The sequence below is a fragment of the Halorubrum rutilum genome (genome assembly GCF_024494565.1).
The window spans coordinates 39,998-55,349 of the sequence record NZ_JANHDN010000003.1 but is presented as its reverse complement, the minus strand read 5'-3'; the positions used below and the strand labels follow the sequence as shown (position 1 = coordinate 55,349).

General features: G+C 64.6%; 22 protein-coding genes. 14 read left to right on the top strand and 8 right to left on the bottom strand.

Annotated features, from left to right (window positions below):
* Positions 1-144 precede the first annotated feature (144 nt).
* Together NO900_RS06865 and NO900_RS06860 are read right to left on the bottom strand one after the other, a co-directional pair.
* Positions 145-1,068, bottom strand: a complete 924-nt coding sequence (locus NO900_RS06865) for a ZIP family metal transporter (protein WP_256408479.1) — start codon at positions 1,066-1,068, stop codon at positions 145-147.
* Positions 1,069-1,164: 96 nt separating this feature from the next.
* The gene (locus NO900_RS06860; protein ID WP_256408478.1) at positions 1,165-1,734 is read right to left on the bottom strand and encodes a TIGR04206 family protein; all 570 of its coding nucleotides are present in this window, start codon (positions 1,732-1,734) and stop codon (positions 1,165-1,167) included.
* 129 nt (positions 1,735-1,863) lie between these two features.
* Between NO900_RS06860 and NO900_RS06855 the strand changes: the two genes are divergently transcribed.
* Entirely contained in the window at positions 1,864-2,631 is a 768-nt protein-coding gene (locus NO900_RS06855; protein WP_256408477.1) for a hypothetical protein, read from the top strand.
* Positions 2,632-2,646: 15 nt separating this feature from the next.
* On the opposite strand, the gene NO900_RS06850 is transcribed toward NO900_RS06855, so the two are convergent.
* The gene (locus tag NO900_RS06850; protein WP_256408476.1) at positions 2,647-3,993 is read right to left on the bottom strand and encodes an alkaline phosphatase family protein; all 1,347 of its coding nucleotides are present in this window, start codon (positions 3,991-3,993) and stop codon (positions 2,647-2,649) included.
* Positions 3,994-4,118: 125 nt separating this feature from the next.
* Here NO900_RS06850 and NO900_RS06845 point away from each other — a divergent pair, with 125 nt between their 5' ends.
* On the top strand, positions 4,119-5,090 hold the full coding sequence (locus NO900_RS06845; RefSeq protein ID WP_256408475.1) for a phosphoadenosine phosphosulfate reductase family protein: 972 nt from the start codon (positions 4,119-4,121) through the stop codon (positions 5,088-5,090).
* A gap of 12 nt (positions 5,091-5,102) precedes the next feature.
* Here NO900_RS06845 and NO900_RS06840 read toward each other — a convergent pair whose 3' ends face one another.
* On the bottom strand, positions 5,103-6,272 hold the full coding sequence (locus NO900_RS06840; protein ID WP_256408474.1) for a transposase: 1,170 nt from the start codon (positions 6,270-6,272) through the stop codon (positions 5,103-5,105).
* Positions 6,273-6,274: 2 nt separating this feature from the next.
* The gene (gene tnpA, locus NO900_RS06835) at positions 6,275-6,664 is read right to left on the bottom strand and encodes an IS200/IS605 family transposase (protein ID WP_256408473.1); all 390 of its coding nucleotides are present in this window, start codon (positions 6,662-6,664) and stop codon (positions 6,275-6,277) included.
* A 298-nt stretch (positions 6,665-6,962) separates the two neighbouring features.
* Here tnpA and NO900_RS06830 point away from each other — a divergent pair, with 298 nt between their 5' ends.
* The 7 genes from NO900_RS06830 (at position 6,963) to NO900_RS06800 (ending at position 10,641) form a co-directional block, all read left to right on the top strand.
* Positions 6,963-7,262, top strand: a complete 300-nt coding sequence (locus NO900_RS06830) for an amphi-Trp domain-containing protein (RefSeq protein ID WP_256408472.1) — start codon at positions 6,963-6,965, stop codon at positions 7,260-7,262.
* Positions 7,263-7,353: 91 nt separating this feature from the next.
* The gene (locus NO900_RS06825; RefSeq protein WP_256408471.1) at positions 7,354-7,617 is read left to right on the top strand and encodes a hypothetical protein; all 264 of its coding nucleotides are present in this window, start codon (positions 7,354-7,356) and stop codon (positions 7,615-7,617) included.
* A complete protein-coding gene (locus NO900_RS06820; protein ID WP_256408470.1) occupies positions 7,610-7,819 on the top strand; it encodes a hypothetical protein in 210 nt (69 codons plus the stop codon). Before NO900_RS06825 ends, NO900_RS06820 begins: the two co-directional genes overlap by 8 nt.
* A 51-nt stretch (positions 7,820-7,870) precedes the next feature.
* The gene (locus tag NO900_RS06815; RefSeq protein ID WP_256408469.1) at positions 7,871-8,239 is read left to right on the top strand and encodes a plasmid pRiA4b ORF-3 family protein; all 369 of its coding nucleotides are present in this window, start codon (positions 7,871-7,873) and stop codon (positions 8,237-8,239) included.
* A gap of 320 nt (positions 8,240-8,559) precedes the next feature.
* A complete protein-coding gene (locus NO900_RS06810; protein WP_256408468.1) occupies positions 8,560-9,795 on the top strand; it encodes an RNA-guided endonuclease InsQ/TnpB family protein in 1,236 nt (411 codons plus the stop codon).
* Between the two features lie 244 nt (positions 9,796-10,039).
* Complete coding sequence (locus tag NO900_RS06805; protein WP_256408467.1) at positions 10,040-10,315, top strand: DUF433 domain-containing protein; 276 nt, start codon at positions 10,040-10,042, stop codon at positions 10,313-10,315.
* Entirely contained in the window at positions 10,315-10,641 is a 327-nt protein-coding gene (locus NO900_RS06800) for a DUF5615 family PIN-like protein (RefSeq protein ID WP_256408466.1), read from the top strand. The genes NO900_RS06805 and NO900_RS06800 overlap by 1 nt, the downstream gene beginning before the upstream one ends.
* A 1-nt stretch (position 10,642) precedes the next feature.
* Here NO900_RS06800 and NO900_RS06795 read toward each other — a convergent pair whose 3' ends face one another.
* Positions 10,643-11,554: an NAD-dependent epimerase/dehydratase family protein gene (locus tag NO900_RS06795; protein ID WP_256408465.1), complete on the bottom strand. Its 912-nt coding sequence runs from the start codon at positions 11,552-11,554 to the stop codon at positions 10,643-10,645.
* 160 nt (positions 11,555-11,714) lie between these two features.
* Here NO900_RS06795 and NO900_RS06790 point away from each other — a divergent pair, with 160 nt between their 5' ends.
* A complete protein-coding gene (locus NO900_RS06790; protein WP_256408464.1) occupies positions 11,715-11,987 on the top strand; it encodes an AbrB/MazE/SpoVT family DNA-binding domain-containing protein in 273 nt (90 codons plus the stop codon).
* A complete protein-coding gene (locus NO900_RS06785) occupies positions 11,988-12,434 on the top strand; it encodes a type II toxin-antitoxin system VapC family toxin (protein WP_256408463.1) in 447 nt (148 codons plus the stop codon).
* Between the two features lie 27 nt (positions 12,435-12,461).
* Here NO900_RS06785 and NO900_RS06780 read toward each other — a convergent pair whose 3' ends face one another.
* Complete coding sequence (locus NO900_RS06780) at positions 12,462-12,758, bottom strand: hypothetical protein (protein WP_256408462.1); 297 nt, start codon at positions 12,756-12,758, stop codon at positions 12,462-12,464.
* A gap of 81 nt (positions 12,759-12,839) precedes the next feature.
* Positions 12,840-13,430 carry a hypothetical protein gene (locus NO900_RS06775; RefSeq protein ID WP_256408461.1) on the bottom strand — a complete coding sequence of 197 codons (591 nt, stop codon included), beginning with the start codon at positions 13,428-13,430 and terminating at the stop codon, positions 12,840-12,842.
* Between the two features lie 204 nt (positions 13,431-13,634).
* Between NO900_RS06775 and NO900_RS06770 the strand changes: the two genes are divergently transcribed.
* Genes NO900_RS06770 through NO900_RS06760 form a run of 3 tightly spaced genes read left to right on the top strand, consistent with a single transcriptional unit; the run spans position 13,635 to position 15,108 of the window.
* Positions 13,635-14,168 carry a DUF7342 family protein gene (locus NO900_RS06770; RefSeq protein WP_256408460.1) on the top strand — a complete coding sequence of 178 codons (534 nt, stop codon included), beginning with the start codon at positions 13,635-13,637 and terminating at the stop codon, positions 14,166-14,168.
* 2 nt (positions 14,169-14,170) lie between these two features.
* Entirely contained in the window at positions 14,171-14,596 is a 426-nt protein-coding gene (locus tag NO900_RS06765) for a toxin-antitoxin system TumE family protein (protein ID WP_256408459.1), read from the top strand.
* Positions 14,597-14,646: 50 nt separating this feature from the next.
* A complete protein-coding gene (locus NO900_RS06760) occupies positions 14,647-15,108 on the top strand; it encodes a GDP-mannose mannosyl hydrolase (RefSeq protein WP_256408458.1) in 462 nt (153 codons plus the stop codon).
* Positions 15,109-15,352 lie beyond the last annotated feature (244 nt).

The window sequence follows — 15,352 nt, the reverse complement described above, 5'->3', positions numbered from 1 at the left end:
GCCTCCGCGTGAGCGTACACGCCGACGCCGGGATCGCCTCCGTCGCCATTATCGCCCGCCGCCGCGGCCGATTTGGCCGGAAACAGGATGAGGTGAAGTTAGCGCTCCGAAAGCGGCGACCCGCTAATGTCTGTCGGCGAGGGTTCAGACCACGACGACGGCGTCGACGGCGACGAGCAGCACGAACCCGACGATGAACGCCCCGGTCGCGGCGTCGGCGTGGCCGTGCCCGTGCGAGGAGGGGATCAGCTCCCGGAAGACGACCGCGAGCATCGCGCCCGCGGCGAAGCCGGCGGCGACCGGGAAGAGGCCGGCCGCGAGCCCGACGAGCAGGAAGCCGAACACTGAGGCGACGACCTGCGGGACGAGCCCGGAGAGGGTGGTGTACCAGAGCACCCGCAGGTTCGACATCCCGGTGTCCGCCATCGGCACCGCGAACGCGAACCCGTCGGGGACGTTCTGGAGGCCGATCACGACCGCGAGCAGCAGCGCGACCTCCTCCAACCCGGACGCGAAGGCGACGCCGATCGCCAGCCCCTCCGGCGCGTTGTGAAGGGTGATCGCCCCGCCGATCAGCAGCGCCTTCCGGAGGGTCACCTCGCGGGCGGCCTCGTCCGCCGCCGCGTCCGTTCCCGCGTTCTCCGATGGCGCCGACGCGGGGTCGGTCGCACCGGGCGCGACCGGGGACGCCCCGGGCGGGTCGTCCGCGGTCATCGCCAGCGCGCCGTCGCTCGTCGGCATCGCCGCGACGTCGTCGCCGGTCGCGCCGCCCTCGGGGAGCCACTCGCGGTACTGCGCGTGGAGGTGCGGAATCGCGTAGTTCCCGCCGAGGAGTACGGCCCCACCGAGGAGCACGCCCGCCATCACCGCGGCGAGGGTCCCCTCCTCCGTGCCGGGGAGGATCAGCCCGAAGACGCTGGCGGCGACCATCAGTCCCGCGGCGAGACCGAGCGCGGCGTCGTAGACGCGGTGCGTCACCCGCGCCCGGAAGAACACGGGGAGCGCGCCGAGCCCGGTCACGACCCCCGCGATCCCGGAGACGGCGACGAGGTTCGTCAGCGTCGTCATGCCCCCCGGTTTCGGGGCTGCGTTGATAAAGGCGTGCGGTGCGCCCGAGCGCGGCGTCGCGACGTCGCCGCCGCCGGTCGGACCGGTGACGGAGACCTACCGCGTGACGATCGCGCGGAGGTCGCCGCCGTACGCGACGACGGCCACCGCGAGCGTCGCGACCGCGCCCACCGGGAGCACGGCGAGCGGGCCGGCCGTGATCCCGACCCCGAACCGCGTCGCGAGCCCCACGGAGACCCACAGGCTCGCGGTCGCCGCCAGCACGAGGAGTCCGCCGGTGACCCGGCGGTCCTCCCGTCCGACCACGACGCCGCTCGCCGCGCTAGACGCCGCCAGGACGTGGAAGCCGATCGCGAGCGGCCACGCGCGGATCGACGCCGGGAGGGCCGCGAACGACCGCGACTGGTCGAGGAAGTAGTCCCAGACCGGGTAGCCGCCGACCGCCGCCCCCGACCCGGGGGCGGCCGCGTTGAGGAACCCCCAGAGGCTCACGACCGTGAGGTCGCCGGCGGCCGGGATGACGGCCATCGGCACCGCGAGCAGCGCGAGGACGAGCGCCCACCCCGCCCGCGAGACGGGACCGTGCGCCCCCGACTCGGAGTCGTCGACAGACCGGTCGGCGTCGGCTCGGTCGACGGCGGACTCCCTCGACGGCTCCCCGGACATGGCGGCGTCTCGGGGGCGCGTCGGGAAGAAACGTCCGGACGCGGCGAGTCCGGAAGCCGCGCGGCAGTCACCCGGTCGCCGCGCCTCGATGACCGTCACCGATAATCCGATGGCGCCCGCAGGACCGGTGTGAACACGCAGGACGGCGGCCACCACGACGCGGCGGTCGACGCGCTCGCGGCCCGCGAGTACGAGACGGCCGGGAACCGATACACGCGGGGCGGACGACGGGTCCTCGCCGACCCGCGCGAGGGGCTCGACCCGTTCGCCCCCGACGAGAAGGGGTGGATCGGGCAGGGGCTCCAACAGCTGTGCGCGGCGACGGTCGCCTACCGCGTGGCGGGCGTCGACGCCCGCGCGACCCAGCGCGCGGTCGAGGGGATCGCCGCGACGCGTGACTTCGAACGGGTCCTCGACGCGCCCGGACAGGGCGCCTGTCTCGCGGAGTTCGTCGCCGACTTCCGGGTCGTCGGCGGGCTCGACGGCGCCGACGCGGCCTACGACGACGCCGCGGAGCGGTACGCGGCCGCCGCCGACGCGATCGACTCGCCGCAGGCGCTCGCGACGACCCCGCTGTTCGGCGCCGCGGCCGCGACGATCAAGCAGGTCGCCCGCGGGCAGGCGAACGGCGAGATCGCGATCGAGTGGGCGGACCTGCACGGTCCGGACCCATCGCGGGCGGGCGACTTCCTCGCGCACCGCGCTCGCTTCAAGAAGCAGCGGTTCGCGGGGCTCGTCGAGACGGCGGTCGCGGACGGCCACCTCGCGGCGCCGCGAGGGACGACGGAGTACGGCAACGAGACGCACCGCTGTCCGAACTGCGGGTCGAACGACGTCAACTGGGCCGGCACCGGCGTGCTCTGTATGCGGTGTTCGACGCCGACCGAACGGATTTGAAGAGCCGGTCTCCCCTCAGTCCCCGAGCAGGCTCTCGCCGTCGAAGTCGGCGTCGACGTCGACGTCCATCAGGTCGAGGATCGTCGGGGCCACGTCGAAGAGGTTCGCCCCCGCGACGTCGACGTCGGGGTCGGTCGTGTACAAAAGCGAGTTCTCGAACTTGTGCATCCCGTTCCGGGGCCCTTCGGTGAAGACGGCCTCCTTCCCGCCGAAGCCGGACTTCAGGTCGAAGCCGTCGGCCGGGATGACGACGAGGTCGGGCGCGATCTCGTCGTGCGCGCCGTCGAAGGCGTCTTCCCCGTCCACGATCCGCTTGCACACCCGTCGCCCGTCGGGGCCGGTGAGCGATTCGAGGTCGGCGCGGAGCTCGTCGCGGACCGCCTCGTACTCCGACTCGGGGACGACGCCCTCGGGCTCTCGGCCCTCCAGGTTGAGATAGAAGCGGCCGGGGATGAGCGAGTAGGCCCTGGTGTCGTCGTCGATGTCCGCCAGCGAGTCGTGGTCGTCGGCCTCGTAGGAGAGCCACCCCTCGTCGGCGAGGAACTGGTTGCAGTTGGCCTCCCACTCCAGTCGGGTGAACCCGTGGTCGGAGGCGACGATCAGCGTGGTGTCGTCGTCGAGCGAGTCGCGGATCTCCCCGACGTAGCCGTCGAGTTTGCGGTAGAAGTCGAGGAACTCTTCCTCGTACTCGCCGTCGGTCGCGTAGTCGCCGAACAGGAAGTGGTTGACGCGGTCGGTGCTCATGAAGACGCCGAAGAAGAGGTCCCAGTCGTCCTGGTCGAGGTAGTGGGCGAACACGTCTCGGCGGGCGTCGAGGGTAGCATGGGCGTTCTCGACGAACTCGCGCTTGTCGTCGTCGTGGCCGAGCTTCGCGTTCACGTCGATCCGGTAGTCGCGGTCTTCGAGCACCTGTCGGACCGCGTCGTCGCTCGCGGCCGCGTCGAGCCCGGGCGAGAGGAAGCCGGAGACCTGGCGCTGGATCCGCGTCGACGGCGGGAACGTGACGGGGACGTTGAGCACGGTCGCGTCCCGGCCCGCGTCGGTGACGCGGTCCCACAGCCGCGTCGCCTTCACGTGGCGTCCCATCGGGACGTACGTCTCGTAGGAGTCGACCTCGCGGTCCTGGAAGCCGTAGACGCCGGTCTCGCCGGGGTTGACGCCGGTGGTGAGGCTCGGCCAGCACGCGCTCGACTCGGGCGGGACGATGCTCTCCAAGCGCCCGGCCGACCCGGTCTTGGCGATGTCGGTGAGGGTCTCGAAGACGTCGGGGTGGTCTTGGACGAGGTCGTACGGTACGCCGTCGATGCCGAGGAAGACGACGCGCTCGTCGTCGCCGCCGCGCAGCCGGTCGAACAGGCCCATTATTTGAGCGTTCGCGTCCGCCGACATATCCCTTGTGTTCCGGCGTTCAGTCGGAACATGGGGCGACTGGTGGTCGCCGGGGATTTCAGAAGGCCTATTTTGATCCGCATGGACACTTCGCCCGTATGAGCGATGATTTCCCGGCGAGCGTCGACGTCGACTACGCCGACGGCGAGGGCGAGAACCCAGCGGACTACCCGTCGATCCAGCACAAGATCGAGAAGGCGATCGAGGTCACCCGGCAGGGGCTCGAACAGTACGACAACCCCGCGGTGATGTGGACCGGCGGGAAGGACTCCACGCTGACGCTGTACTTCATCAACCAGGTGGCCGAGGAGTACGGCTACGAGAAGCCGACCGCGGTCTTCATCGACCACTTCCAGCACTTCGACTCGATCACCGACTTCGTCGAGCGCTGGGCCGACGAGTGGGAGATCGACCTCGTGTACGCCCGCAACGACGACGTCGGCGCGTACGTTGAGGAACACGGGCTGGAGCCGGGCGACGACATCCCCGTCGACGCGCTCTCGGAGCACAACCAACATCACGTCCGCGAGATCCTGGAGTACGAGGAGGAGACGTTCCCGTTCCTGCTGGACACCTACGTCGGGAACCACCTGCTGAAGACGGTCGCGCTCAACGACGCCCTCGAAGAGCACGACATCGACGGCGTGATCTCGGGGGTCCGGTGGGACGAGCAGGAGGCCCGCGCGGACGAGACGTTCTTCTCGCCGCGCCACGACCCCGACCTGTTCCCGCCGCACGACCGGATCCAGCCCATCCTGCAGTTCGCCGAGGCCGACGTGTGGGAGGCGTTCTGGGACTACGTCGTCCCCGACACGGTCGACGCCTTCCCGGACGAGGGGTACGTCCCGGAGTCGGCCGAGGACCTCCCCGAGGGCGTCACGCAGGCCGACGTGCCGATCTCGCCGAAGTACTTCGCCGGGTTCCGCTCGCTCGGCAGCGAGGTCTCGACCGACAAGACGACCGAGGAACCCGCCTGGCTCCAGGACCTGGAGGGGACGACCGAGCGCGCCGGCCGCGCGCAGGACAAGGAGGACCTGATGGAGCGGCTGCGCGACCTCGGCTACATGTGACTTCTCCCGCGACTAACGTCGTGGATTTCCCTCACTGAGGGTTAGCTCCACGTCGTCTGGGGAGTTCGCAGGTTCCATCTCATCGTTGGTTCCCTTGAGTACGACCTGCGTTTCGGGCTGAGCCACAACAGCCCCTGCCGTCGATAGCGGACTCTGAATGTTCTTACCGACGGCTCGTTTACCGATATTCGTCGCACCATTCTTGTCGGCGTTGTCGTCCAATCCACAGTCGTGACACTCGACACGACCCTGTACCTCCCGACTCGTGTGCTGCGACCCGCACCGCCAGCACGTCACAGACGTATCGTACTCTTTGATTGGAACGCACTCACGCCCGTCAAGATGGGCTTTGTACGTGAGAATGTTCGCCATCTTCGCGTACGGCATCTTGTGGATCTTGTCGTTCACATACCGTCCCTCGTCGATGTCGAAGTGCAACCCGGTCATATCACCGAACACAATGATTGCGTTACGTTCACGCGCGCGGGTAATGAGTTCGTTCGCTACTTGATGCAGTTCATGTTCGACTGTCCGGGATTCCTTGTCTCCAAGGCGCTTGATGACCCGTGCCCCTGAGCGGACCTTCGCCTTCCCGATGCTCTTGCGAAGTTGTTTGTAGTGCTCGCGGACACGACGCACTTCCGCGCCGTGGAACTGTGTATCGCGGTCGGAGAGGAATGTGCTAACGGCTATCCACTTCGCTCCCATATCGACGGCAAGTACGTCGTCATACTCGTCTGCGACGGCCACAGACCGGTTGCAGACGAGGTGAACGTACCATTCATCGTCCCGATAGACAAGCTCCGAGTCGCAGATGCACTTGTCTTCGAGGAGGTGCGTGTCTTTCTCTGGGACGTGAACGGGCACCCAGATGCTATCCCCGCGTTCTTTCTCGGGGTTATAGACAGGGAGTTTGAACCACCACGACGAGAGAACCGTATCCTCATCGTGTTCGATGGTGATGCAGTCGTTCCGAAGGACAATTGGTTGCTCGGTGTCGTTTCGTGGGTTCTTATTCGACCGGACTTTGCCCGCCTGTTGCTTGGTGGCGGAGTAGAGATTCACGTCGTCACCGTGAACGGCATCTTGAAACGCACCGTATTCACGTTCGACGAGTCGGGCTTTCCGCTCGGTCAGCGAATGGAGCTTGACCCGTACTGTAGTAGTGACCTCTCGGCGCATCGTTATTGTCCAGTCTGTGCTTCAATATACTCCTCGATGGTTTGAATTGACACTTCGGCCGCTGAGGAGACGAAGTACGAGCGTGTCCGCAGCGAGGGGAGTCCGAAGTCGAACTCCTCACGGAGGTTTCGTGAAGTGTAGCCTTTGATCTGCTGGATGATTTTGTTCGGAGTGAGTTTCGGGTTGCCCGTGATGAACAGATGTACGTAATCGGGCTGGATTGCCAATCGAAGGATGTCGAGGTCGAGTTCGTCGGCCTTCTCTTCGATGAGTTGTTTGAGACGGTCGACAACCTCGTCCGTTAGTACCGGCTTGCGGTACTTCGGACACCACACGAAGTGATAGTGGAGACCGTGAACCGACGTTCGTTCTCGACTATACCCCCGTGGCATACCACCAGATAAATACCATTTCATATTAGATGTTATGGCTTTATCAACTCTTAGTCGGCTATTGAGGATGGATTGTGTCATATATAACCGGATTCATCCCACAACTGAAGTTGTGGGCGTTCCCCTCTCTCATGTAGCGCCCGCGAGGGACCGCGTCCCTTTTGATTCGAACGCGCGTAGCCACCGCCGAAGGTCACGCGGTTCGCCCGCGTTTCGAGCGTCTCCCGCGGCCCACCAAATCGAGGGGGCCCGAGCGGGCGGACCGGACACGCCGTGACCGCCGAGTACCACCACCGCGATGACAGACACCGAACCCACCGCCGACGAGACAGAGCGCACAGTCATTCGAACCGGCCGCGACTTCGAGCAGGAGTACCGGCTCGACGCGAGCGAGGCGGGCGAGTTCCTGATCGGGCTCGGCGAGCAGCTCCGCGACGACGACGAGCTGACGATCGTCGCCGACGAGTGGGAGCTCCCGTTCGCGTTCGGGGAGCCGGTCGGACTCGAGATCGACTTCGAGGGGGTCGGCGAGCCGGAGCTCGAGATCGAGCTGGAGCTCCCCGGTCGGAGCGACGAGACGGCGCCCGACGTCGAGTGACCGACCGGCCGCGTCCGCGTCGTTCGCGGCGACCGCCGGTACGACCCCGCGACTCGCTACCTCTTTACACCCCGAGCCACAACCGATCGGTATGGCCGTTGGCACTCGTCTGTCGTTACAGCTGGCCGACTTCGGCACCCGCTCGCTCGTCACGCACGCCCTCATGGCGCTGGGGTTCGTCGGGGCGGTCGTCTCGGGCCTGTTCGTCGAGGGCCAGCTGGGTATCGTCTCGATGGCGGCGTTCATCAACTTCACCGCCGGGCTGTGGATCTGCCAGTCGATCCACTCGCTCGGCAACGCCGCGACGGAAGATGAGTACCAGGGCGTCCTCAAGGAGCTCCTCAACCGTGTCTAGCGAACCCGGCATCGACGCCGCCCGGTTCGGGCGGACGCTCGTCCTCATCGGCTTCGTGACCACCGTCTTCCTGTTCCTGATCGCGGACCGGCTGTCGGGCGACACGTTCCGGATCGGCGCCGTCGCGATCGGGACGGTCGCGCTGATCACCGCGATCACCGGGTTCCTCATCGCGGCCGGCAGCGCGGTCGAGGGGCACTGAGCGTTCCGAACGCGTCGTTTTATCACCGCGTACTAAGCTATCGAGCCGACCGTGACCACCTACCGATTCCGCGTGAAGCACGATCCGGACTCGACCGGCCTCTGGCGAGACGTTGTCGTCAGGGGGAACCGCGCGCTCACCGAGTTTCAACGGACGGTTAACGACGCGATGGGGCTCGACCGCGGGCACCTCTGGTTCATCGGCGCGGGCGAGGCGTACTGGAACAGCGAGATCAAATTTCAGTCGCCACGGGAGTTCGACGAGTCAGGCGAGCCGACCGCATTCGGCGTCGACGAGACGGCGTACGACGCCGGCGAGACGACCGTCGACGAGATGGTCGATCGACTGGATCTCGACGAGCGCGACCGCGTCTGCTACCTGTACGACTACGGCGACGAGTGGCGGTTTTACCTGAATTGAGGCGCTAAGGGCGCTTCCTCAACGAACGAGCGAAGCGAGTGAGTAGGGAGGGGATACAGCGTTCACGAGAGAAAGCCCTCGTGCGCGGACGAGACGCGAAGCGTCTCGTCAACGCCGCACGGTTCTCAAACACGTTCGACGCTCGGCCCACAGGCCCACGCAATCGAAACAACTATGCGCATAGATACGCATAATGCGTATATAGTGAGGCGGAAGAACATCACCATCCGCGAAGACCAAGCCGAGTGGGTCGAGGAGAACCATCTTAACCTCTCGTCGTTCGTTCGCGGACAACTTGACGAACTCATCGAAGAACGCTCGTGAACTACAACTACAGGTATCGACTCCGACCGTCCGACGCTCTCGAAGAACAGTTAGCGTGGACTGTCGATACCTGTAGACAGGTCTACAACCACTTTCTCCACCGACTCAACCGCACCGACGACACCTCGGCATACTCCGAGCAGAAGCTCCTGCCGAGTCTCAAGAAGTGGTGGAGCGACCTGAAAGGCGTTCATTCGAAGGTACTACAGAAGGTCGTACAACGGCTGTACGACAACCTCTCGACACTACGAGAGCGCAAAGAGAACGGCTACCGCGTCGGGACGCTCAAGTGGAAGGCACCGGGCGAGTACCGCAGCTTCACCTACAGTCAATCCGGCTTCAAGCTCAAGAACACGGGCGGTCGGACGCGACTGTGGCTCTCAAAACTCGGAGAAATCCCGCTCACTTTCCACCGCGACCTCCCCGACGACGCCGACATTAAGACCGTCACGGTCAAGCAAGAACCTACCGGGAAGTGGTACGCCATTCTCAGCATCGAGACAGCCGACGACCCGCCGGAGAAGCCGGAGAATCCCGAGAACTACGTCGGTATCGACGTGGGGATTCTCAAGTACGCCCACGACACCGACGGAACCGCCGTCGAATCCCTCGACCTGTCCGACGAACGCGAGCGTTTGGAACGCGCACAGCGCGACCTCTCGCGGAAACAGCACGGGTCGGACAATTGGGAGAAACAGCGTCGGATCGTGGCAGAACGCCACGCCGAGTTGAAGAACAAGCGCCGCGACTTCTTACACAAGCTCTCGAACTACTACGCTCGGGAGTACGACTTCGTGGCCGTCGAGGATTTGGACGCGAAGGGGTTGGTCGAACTACCGGGCAACTCGCGGAACCGGGCAGGTGCGGCGTGGAGGACGTTCCTGCGGATGCTCAAATACAAGTGCGAACGCGAAGGAACGCACTTCGTTGCTGTGAATCCGCGCGGAACGACGAAAGAGTGTGCATCCTGCGGCGTTTCGACCGAGAAACCGTTGTGGATGCGCGAACACTCCTGCCCGGCGTGTGGGTTCGAGGCGGACAGAGACGAGAACGCGGCGCGGAACATTCTTTCTCGCGGTGTGAAGAAGCGGTTAGGAGCGGGACGCTCCGAATCAACGCCTGTGGAGACTGCGCTCCCTGTGTCCTCGGTTGTGGATGCAAAGCGCGTCGTGGAAACAGGAAGCCCCACCCTCAAGCGCGAGGGCGTCAGCCCGAGCGGTAGGGTGGGGTAGTTCACGCGATCCTGAAGGAAATCGACGACAGTGGACCGGCGGACGAGCATTCACACGTCGCCAGCGAGCGCGGCGGGGCGGGGGGCTTGGTCAGGGCACCAGCCAGCAGACGTAACAGAACAACACGTGCCCGATCCGGAGACGCATGGGGATGTCGGTGCAGAACTGTAGCGACAGAGCGACGGTGCAGACCGAACGAGAGTTCCGCCAAAACGTTATGACGCTTCCCGGAGAAACTACGGATATGAGCGTGACCATCCCCGTGGTCTCGACGCCGAACGTGCTCGGCGGGAAACCGCGGATAGAGGGGACACGCGTCGGCGTGTATCAGGTAGGATCTCTCGTTCGCGGGCACGATTGGTCGACGGCGGCCGTCGCCGAGGAGTTCGATCTGACGGCCGACGAGATCGATGCCGCCCTCGAGTACTACGAGTCGAATCCCGACGAGATGGAGGCGATCGCCGAAGAGGAGACGGAGATGCGTGAGCGATTAGAGGACCTGAGTCGCGCACCGCAGTAATGCGGCTACTTTGCGACCAGAACGTCGCACGCCGTTATGTCGATGCCTGTATCGAAGTGCCCGATCTTCAAGCAGTCACCGTTCGCGACGCGCTCGATCCGCGTGCGACCGATCCCGACATCGCGGCGTACGCCCGCGAGAACGGGTACGTCGTGTTGACCGCGGACGATGACTTCTTTGAACTCTCAGAGCGATGCGGGTGCCTGTACTTCCACCAGCTCGACCAGCCGCCCGTGGGCGACGTTCTGACTGCGATCCGACGGATCGGCGAGGCGTATTCCGACCGAACTGAGATCGTTGAGGTCGTTCCGAACGGGTGGATCTAACCTACTTGTACGGCTCACACACCAGCTCGACGCCCTCCTCGAAGCTGATCTGTGGCTCCCAGCCGGTCGCCGCGTGGAACTGCGAGTAGTCGGCCATCGTGTCGTGGACGTAGCCGTCGAAGGGGCACTCGATATACTCGGGGTCGATATCGGTGCCGAGCGCGTCGTTGATCATCGCGACCATCTCGTTGAACGTGTACGCCTCCTCGGTGCCGACGTTGTAGACGCCCGTCAGCTCGTGATCCGCGGCGAGTTCGCAGGCGCGAGCCACGTCCGAGACGTGGGTGAAGTCGCGGGTCTGGCTGCCGTCGCCGAACAGCTCGGGGGCCTCACCGTTCGCGATGGCGTCCGCGAACTGCGCGACCGTGTTCGCGTACTCGCCCTTGTGCTTCTCGTTGCCGCCGAAGCCCTGGTAGACGGAGAAGAACCGAAGCCCGGCGACGTTCATCTCGTGGTGGTTGGCGTAGTACTCCCCATAGCGCTCGCGGGCGAGCTTGGAGGCCTCGTAGGCGGTGTGGGCCTCCACGTCCATGTCGACGGGCGAGGGCTCGGTGCGGCTGCCGTAGATCGAGGAGGTGGAGGCGTAGACGACCGTTTCGCAACCTTCTTTTCGGGCGCGTTCGACCGCGTTGACGAATCCCTCGACGTTGACACGGCAGCCGCGCCGGGGGTCCTCCTCGTGCATGTTCCGCGAGGAGAGCGCGGCGAGGTGGAAGAGGACGTCGACGTCGGCGGGGTAGTCGCTGTCGAGCACGGAGGCCTCGACGAACTCGACCTCGGGGTCGAGGTTCTCGGGCGTGCCGAGGTACGTGTCGTCGACGGCGATCACGTCGTTGTCGGCGGCGAGGCGGTTCGCGAGGTTCGAGCCGATGAAGCCCGCGCCGCCCGTGACGAGGACGCGTTTGTCGTTCATACGTACGTCTCCTCGGAGATGTCGGTTTAGCGCTTCGGTTCTCTCTGCTTGCCGTTCGTTTTGAAGTATCAGACAGCGTCTGTGTAACAGGTACGATCCGATTAAATAAATCATCACATGTTATGTTGATCGAATCACGTAGATCCGACGAGATGATTCGATGAGCACACCAGACGACGCCGACACTAACGGCGGCGAGGAGTACGGCGAAGCCGAGATAAACGATCGAGGGCGGCTGACGATCCCCAAGCCGCTCAGGGACGACCTCGGGATCGAGGGCGGAACGGCGTTCACTGTCGTCCGTGGAGGAAATACGATTCGGCTCGTCCGCCAGCTCCCCGAACTTCAGACGGTGTCGACGGGTCGCTCGCGAGACGAGTGGGGCGACGACGCGTTCCGCGACGTCGGACGCGCAACGTTCGGGGAGGAGTAAATGCGGATCCTTCCGGATATTAACGCCCTCGCGATTCAGCTGATCGATGATCACCCCGGACATCCCTACATCGCCGATCATCTCGTTCCCGCGCTGGAGGGAACCGACACGCTCCTGTTGTTCGGCTATCCCCCGCTCCGCGTCCAATGGGTGCTCGGAGACCTTGGGCTGTCCACGGTCGATGCTCGAAATGCCGTTCGGTCGCTCCTTCAGCATCCGACAGAATCAATCGACGTCTCACCAGACACCGTTCTCAACGCGTACGACATCAGCGTGGAGAAAAACCACGACGTGTACGACTGCTTCTACATCGCGCTCGCACGCGAAGCCGACGCCGATCGGTTGGTGACGACCGATCGTGACTTCGAGGCACTGTGTACTGACGAGCCGTTCTCGTACACCAATCCCGTTCCGGAATCGGTGCTCGAAGAGTTCCACGCGGTCTGACCCACGGGTGACAAGGAAGTTCCTCCGTCAATCTCTCGTACGTGATCCCTGCCCGTAGAGTATGTCGTCGATATCCTCCTCGTCCGTCTCCACACCGGACGCGAATCGTCCTTGATTGAGCGCTTCGATTTCCTTCTCACTCAAACTCCGGGCTCCGTCGCGAAACGAGTCGACAAACTCCGTCTCGGACTCCACAGCCGACTCGATCAACTGTGTGAGGATCTCCTGCTGTGTGACCTTCTTTCCAGTTTTCAATTTGATCTCCGCTTGGAGTTCCTCGAGTTTGGATTTCGCGTCTTCGTCCACTTGCACCGCCGTTGACATGCGAGTTAGTTGTGTCCGCAACGTACTCAATCTTCATACCGATTATCGTGGTGGTCACGCAGTCCGAGGTGGCCCGTGGGGTTAGCCGTCGACGCTCGCGTCGTCCACCCCCTCGTCGTTTCCTTCTGACAGCGCGTCGGCGAGCATCCCAGCGACGCCGAGCTGCTCCAGCGCCTCGCGCGCCTGTTCGGTGTGTTTCCGTTTCTCTTCGGGCTGGTTCGCCGCGAGCGACTTAAGATCCGCCGCGATCCGATCACGCTCGTCGGCCAGACCCGCCATGCCGAGCCCGACGGCGAGCAGGTCGAACGCGTCGGCGGCCGTGACTCGGACGCGGCCGTCGGGATCGTCGAGTGCGTCGAGGAGGAACGTCACGTGCCGGCCGCGCTGAGCGGCGACATCGGTCCGGGACGCGTCTTCGACATTGAGCTCGTCGACGCCGCCGGGGGTCCGCTCGACGCCCGGATACGCCTCGCGGAGCGCGCGGACGACCGACTGGCGGACGTAGCCGTCCTCCGCGTCCGCGAACACGGGCTGGCACGCGTCAAGCAGGTCGTCGTACAGCCGGTAGCGCTCGCTCGTTTCGAGGTCGTCGATCGCGTCGATGATCCGATTCGTCTCGGCGGTGTCGCCCGTGGCGAAGTCGTCTGCAACCGCGTCCGGATCGAGCGTCATAGTCGGTCGGTGGTGGTCCGTGTTGTTGGAACTGCCGACCAGTCGCAATCGCGTCTCGACATCTCTGAGAGACGACTCCCGTTCCCGAAGCTTCCATCCGAAAGCGAGCACGTTCAGCACGCGCAGAGAGGACCGTGATTTGTATTCGACGCTAATTGAATAGTCTACAGCAGATTTATTTCGTTTGATCGCGAGTATACAGCCATGACCGCCGGCGATCCACCCGCGAACCTCAAACTTGCGTCGGGGTTCAGCGAGGAGCTCACAGCCGCCCCGGCCGACGAGCGGGTGTACCGCGTCGCGCTCCAACTGTACGATCCCGCTGGCGTCCCGGAGATCGCGGAGCGCGCGTCCTGTGCACCGGACACCGCCCGCCGACACCTCAGCCGACTCGCCGATATCGGCGTCGTCGACCTCGTCTCCAACACACCGGCCACGTACGTGCGGAACGAATCGTACTTCGAGTGGCGTCTCCGCGATCGCCTCGGGGAGCGGTCGATGAGCGACCTGCGTGAAACGCTCGGTGAGCTCACCGCCGAAGAGCGGGCGTTCCGAGAGCAGTTCGGCGTGGATGACCCGAGTGCGGTCGACGCGCTCGATCACGCCGACTACGACGATGTCGAAGATGTCTGGCTCGCGTTGAGCGAGTGGCGAACGGTTCGGAGACGGATCGAACGACTGGAAGCGGTTCGACAGGAGCGTGCCGGCGACTCGTCGTTCGAAGAGGAACCGGCGTAACCGTGAGCGATACGGACGGGTCTCGCACCGTCGACGAGGCGACGCTCCGATACATCGGCCGACTACTCGGGCGTCAAGACGCCGTCGACGCGACATCGCTGTTTCCGGCCACCCAACCCGAGACGCTGGTCGTTCGGCTCGACACGGAGGGGTACCCGGCTGACATCGACGAGATATCCCTCGAAATCCGTGCCTACACGAACGGCGAGTTCCATGTCTCGTATCTCGAGGCGTTCGCGGGCGACCGGCGTCGGTGTCGCTGGGACAGACACGACCAGCCATATAACGCACGCGATCACTTCCATCCCCTTCCCGATGCCCGGACGGACGCGGCAGTCGACCGGACCTATCCGACAGACCTCACGCGTGTTCTGGAAACGACGGTCCTCCCGTGGGTTCAGAACCGACTCGGAACGCTCTGGCGCTGATCGGTGCTCCGAGAAAACACACTCTTGGCTCTACGCGCGTTCCGTCACGTATGGACGACGACTGGATCCCCGCCGACGACTGGCGGACGATCGTCGCCAACGCGCCGATCGTCTCCGTCGATCTGGTGATCAGGCGCGACGGCGGTGTGGTGCTCGGATGCCGGACGAACGAGCCGGCGAAGGGGTACTGGTTCATCCCCGGCGGGCGCGTGCTGAAAGGCGAGACGCGACGCGAGGCAGTTGGCCGGGTCGCCGCCGAGGAACTCGGGATCGAAGTCGAGATCGTCGAGTCGCTCGGGGCGTTCGAACACCTGTACGACACGTCGGACGTGCCGGGCGTCGAGTCGAAACACTACCTGGCGAACGGGTACGTGGTCGATGTCATCGACGGTGAGCCAGAACCGGACGACCAGCACGACGCGTTTCGGGTGTTCCGATCGCCGCCTGACCCGTGTCACGAGTACGTCCGAGCCTATGTCGAGGCGGCCGAAACGGTGAACGGCTGGTTTTGAGTACCGATCCGATAGTCAGAGAGTTGGTATCAACTCCCCTGTCGTACGTGTGTGATCGTCGACGACCTCGACAGAGTGGATGGTTATAGTCGTATCCCAATCACTACTTCGCGGATCGGAATTGAGGTGAAGCCGCTGTCTGCGGTGTAGCCGGTCGGCGCGATGCCCCGATCGCACCCCTGAGTCGGCACTTGATTCGTTCTTGTTCGTCCAACAATATCCGTTTGAGCCTCCCAACTGTAGC

What these genes read in the sequence shown, in the direction of transcription:
- NO900_RS06775 (WP_256408461.1), bottom strand. Translation starts at nt 13,430, where the DNA reads ATGACGCTCGATCCGGACGCGGTTGCAGACGACTTCGCCACGGGCGAC.
- NO900_RS06860 (WP_256408478.1), bottom strand. Translation starts at nt 1,734, where the DNA reads ATGTCCGGGGAGCCGTCGAGGGAGTCCGCCGTCGACCGAGCCGACGCC.
- NO900_RS06865 (WP_256408479.1), bottom strand. Translation starts at nt 1,068, where the DNA reads ATGACGACGCTGACGAACCTCGTCGCCGTCTCCGGGATCGCGGGGGTC.
- NO900_RS06825 (WP_256408471.1), top strand. Translation starts at nt 7,354, where the DNA reads ATGGCCGTTGGCACTCGTCTGTCGTTACAGCTGGCCGACTTCGGCACC.
- NO900_RS06840 (WP_256408474.1), bottom strand. Translation starts at nt 6,272, where the DNA reads ATGCGCCGAGAGGTCACTACTACAGTACGGGTCAAGCTCCATTCGCTG.
- tnpA (WP_256408473.1), bottom strand. Translation starts at nt 6,664, where the DNA reads ATGCCACGGGGGTATAGTCGAGAACGAACGTCGGTTCACGGTCTCCAC.
- NO900_RS06780 (WP_256408462.1), bottom strand. Translation starts at nt 12,758, where the DNA reads ATGTCAACGGCGGTGCAAGTGGACGAAGACGCGAAATCCAAACTCGAG.
- NO900_RS06770 (WP_256408460.1), top strand. Translation starts at nt 13,635, where the DNA reads ATGACCGCCGGCGATCCACCCGCGAACCTCAAACTTGCGTCGGGGTTC.
- NO900_RS06805 (WP_256408467.1), top strand. Translation starts at nt 10,040, where the DNA reads ATGAGCGTGACCATCCCCGTGGTCTCGACGCCGAACGTGCTCGGCGGG.
- NO900_RS06830 (WP_256408472.1), top strand. Translation starts at nt 6,963, where the DNA reads ATGACAGACACCGAACCCACCGCCGACGAGACAGAGCGCACAGTCATT.
- NO900_RS06850 (WP_256408476.1), bottom strand. Translation starts at nt 3,993, where the DNA reads ATGGGCCTGTTCGACCGGCTGCGCGGCGGCGACGACGAGCGCGTCGTC.
- NO900_RS06845 (WP_256408475.1), top strand. Translation starts at nt 4,119, where the DNA reads ATGAGCGATGATTTCCCGGCGAGCGTCGACGTCGACTACGCCGACGGC.
- NO900_RS06790 (WP_256408464.1), top strand. Translation starts at nt 11,715, where the DNA reads ATGAGCACACCAGACGACGCCGACACTAACGGCGGCGAGGAGTACGGC.
- NO900_RS06760 (WP_256408458.1), top strand. Translation starts at nt 14,647, where the DNA reads ATGGACGACGACTGGATCCCCGCCGACGACTGGCGGACGATCGTCGCC.
- NO900_RS06800 (WP_256408466.1), top strand. Translation starts at nt 10,315, where the DNA reads ATGCGGCTACTTTGCGACCAGAACGTCGCACGCCGTTATGTCGATGCC.
- NO900_RS06795 (WP_256408465.1), bottom strand. Translation starts at nt 11,554, where the DNA reads ATGAACGACAAACGCGTCCTCGTCACGGGCGGCGCGGGCTTCATCGGC.
- NO900_RS06785 (WP_256408463.1), top strand. Translation starts at nt 11,988, where the DNA reads ATGCGGATCCTTCCGGATATTAACGCCCTCGCGATTCAGCTGATCGAT.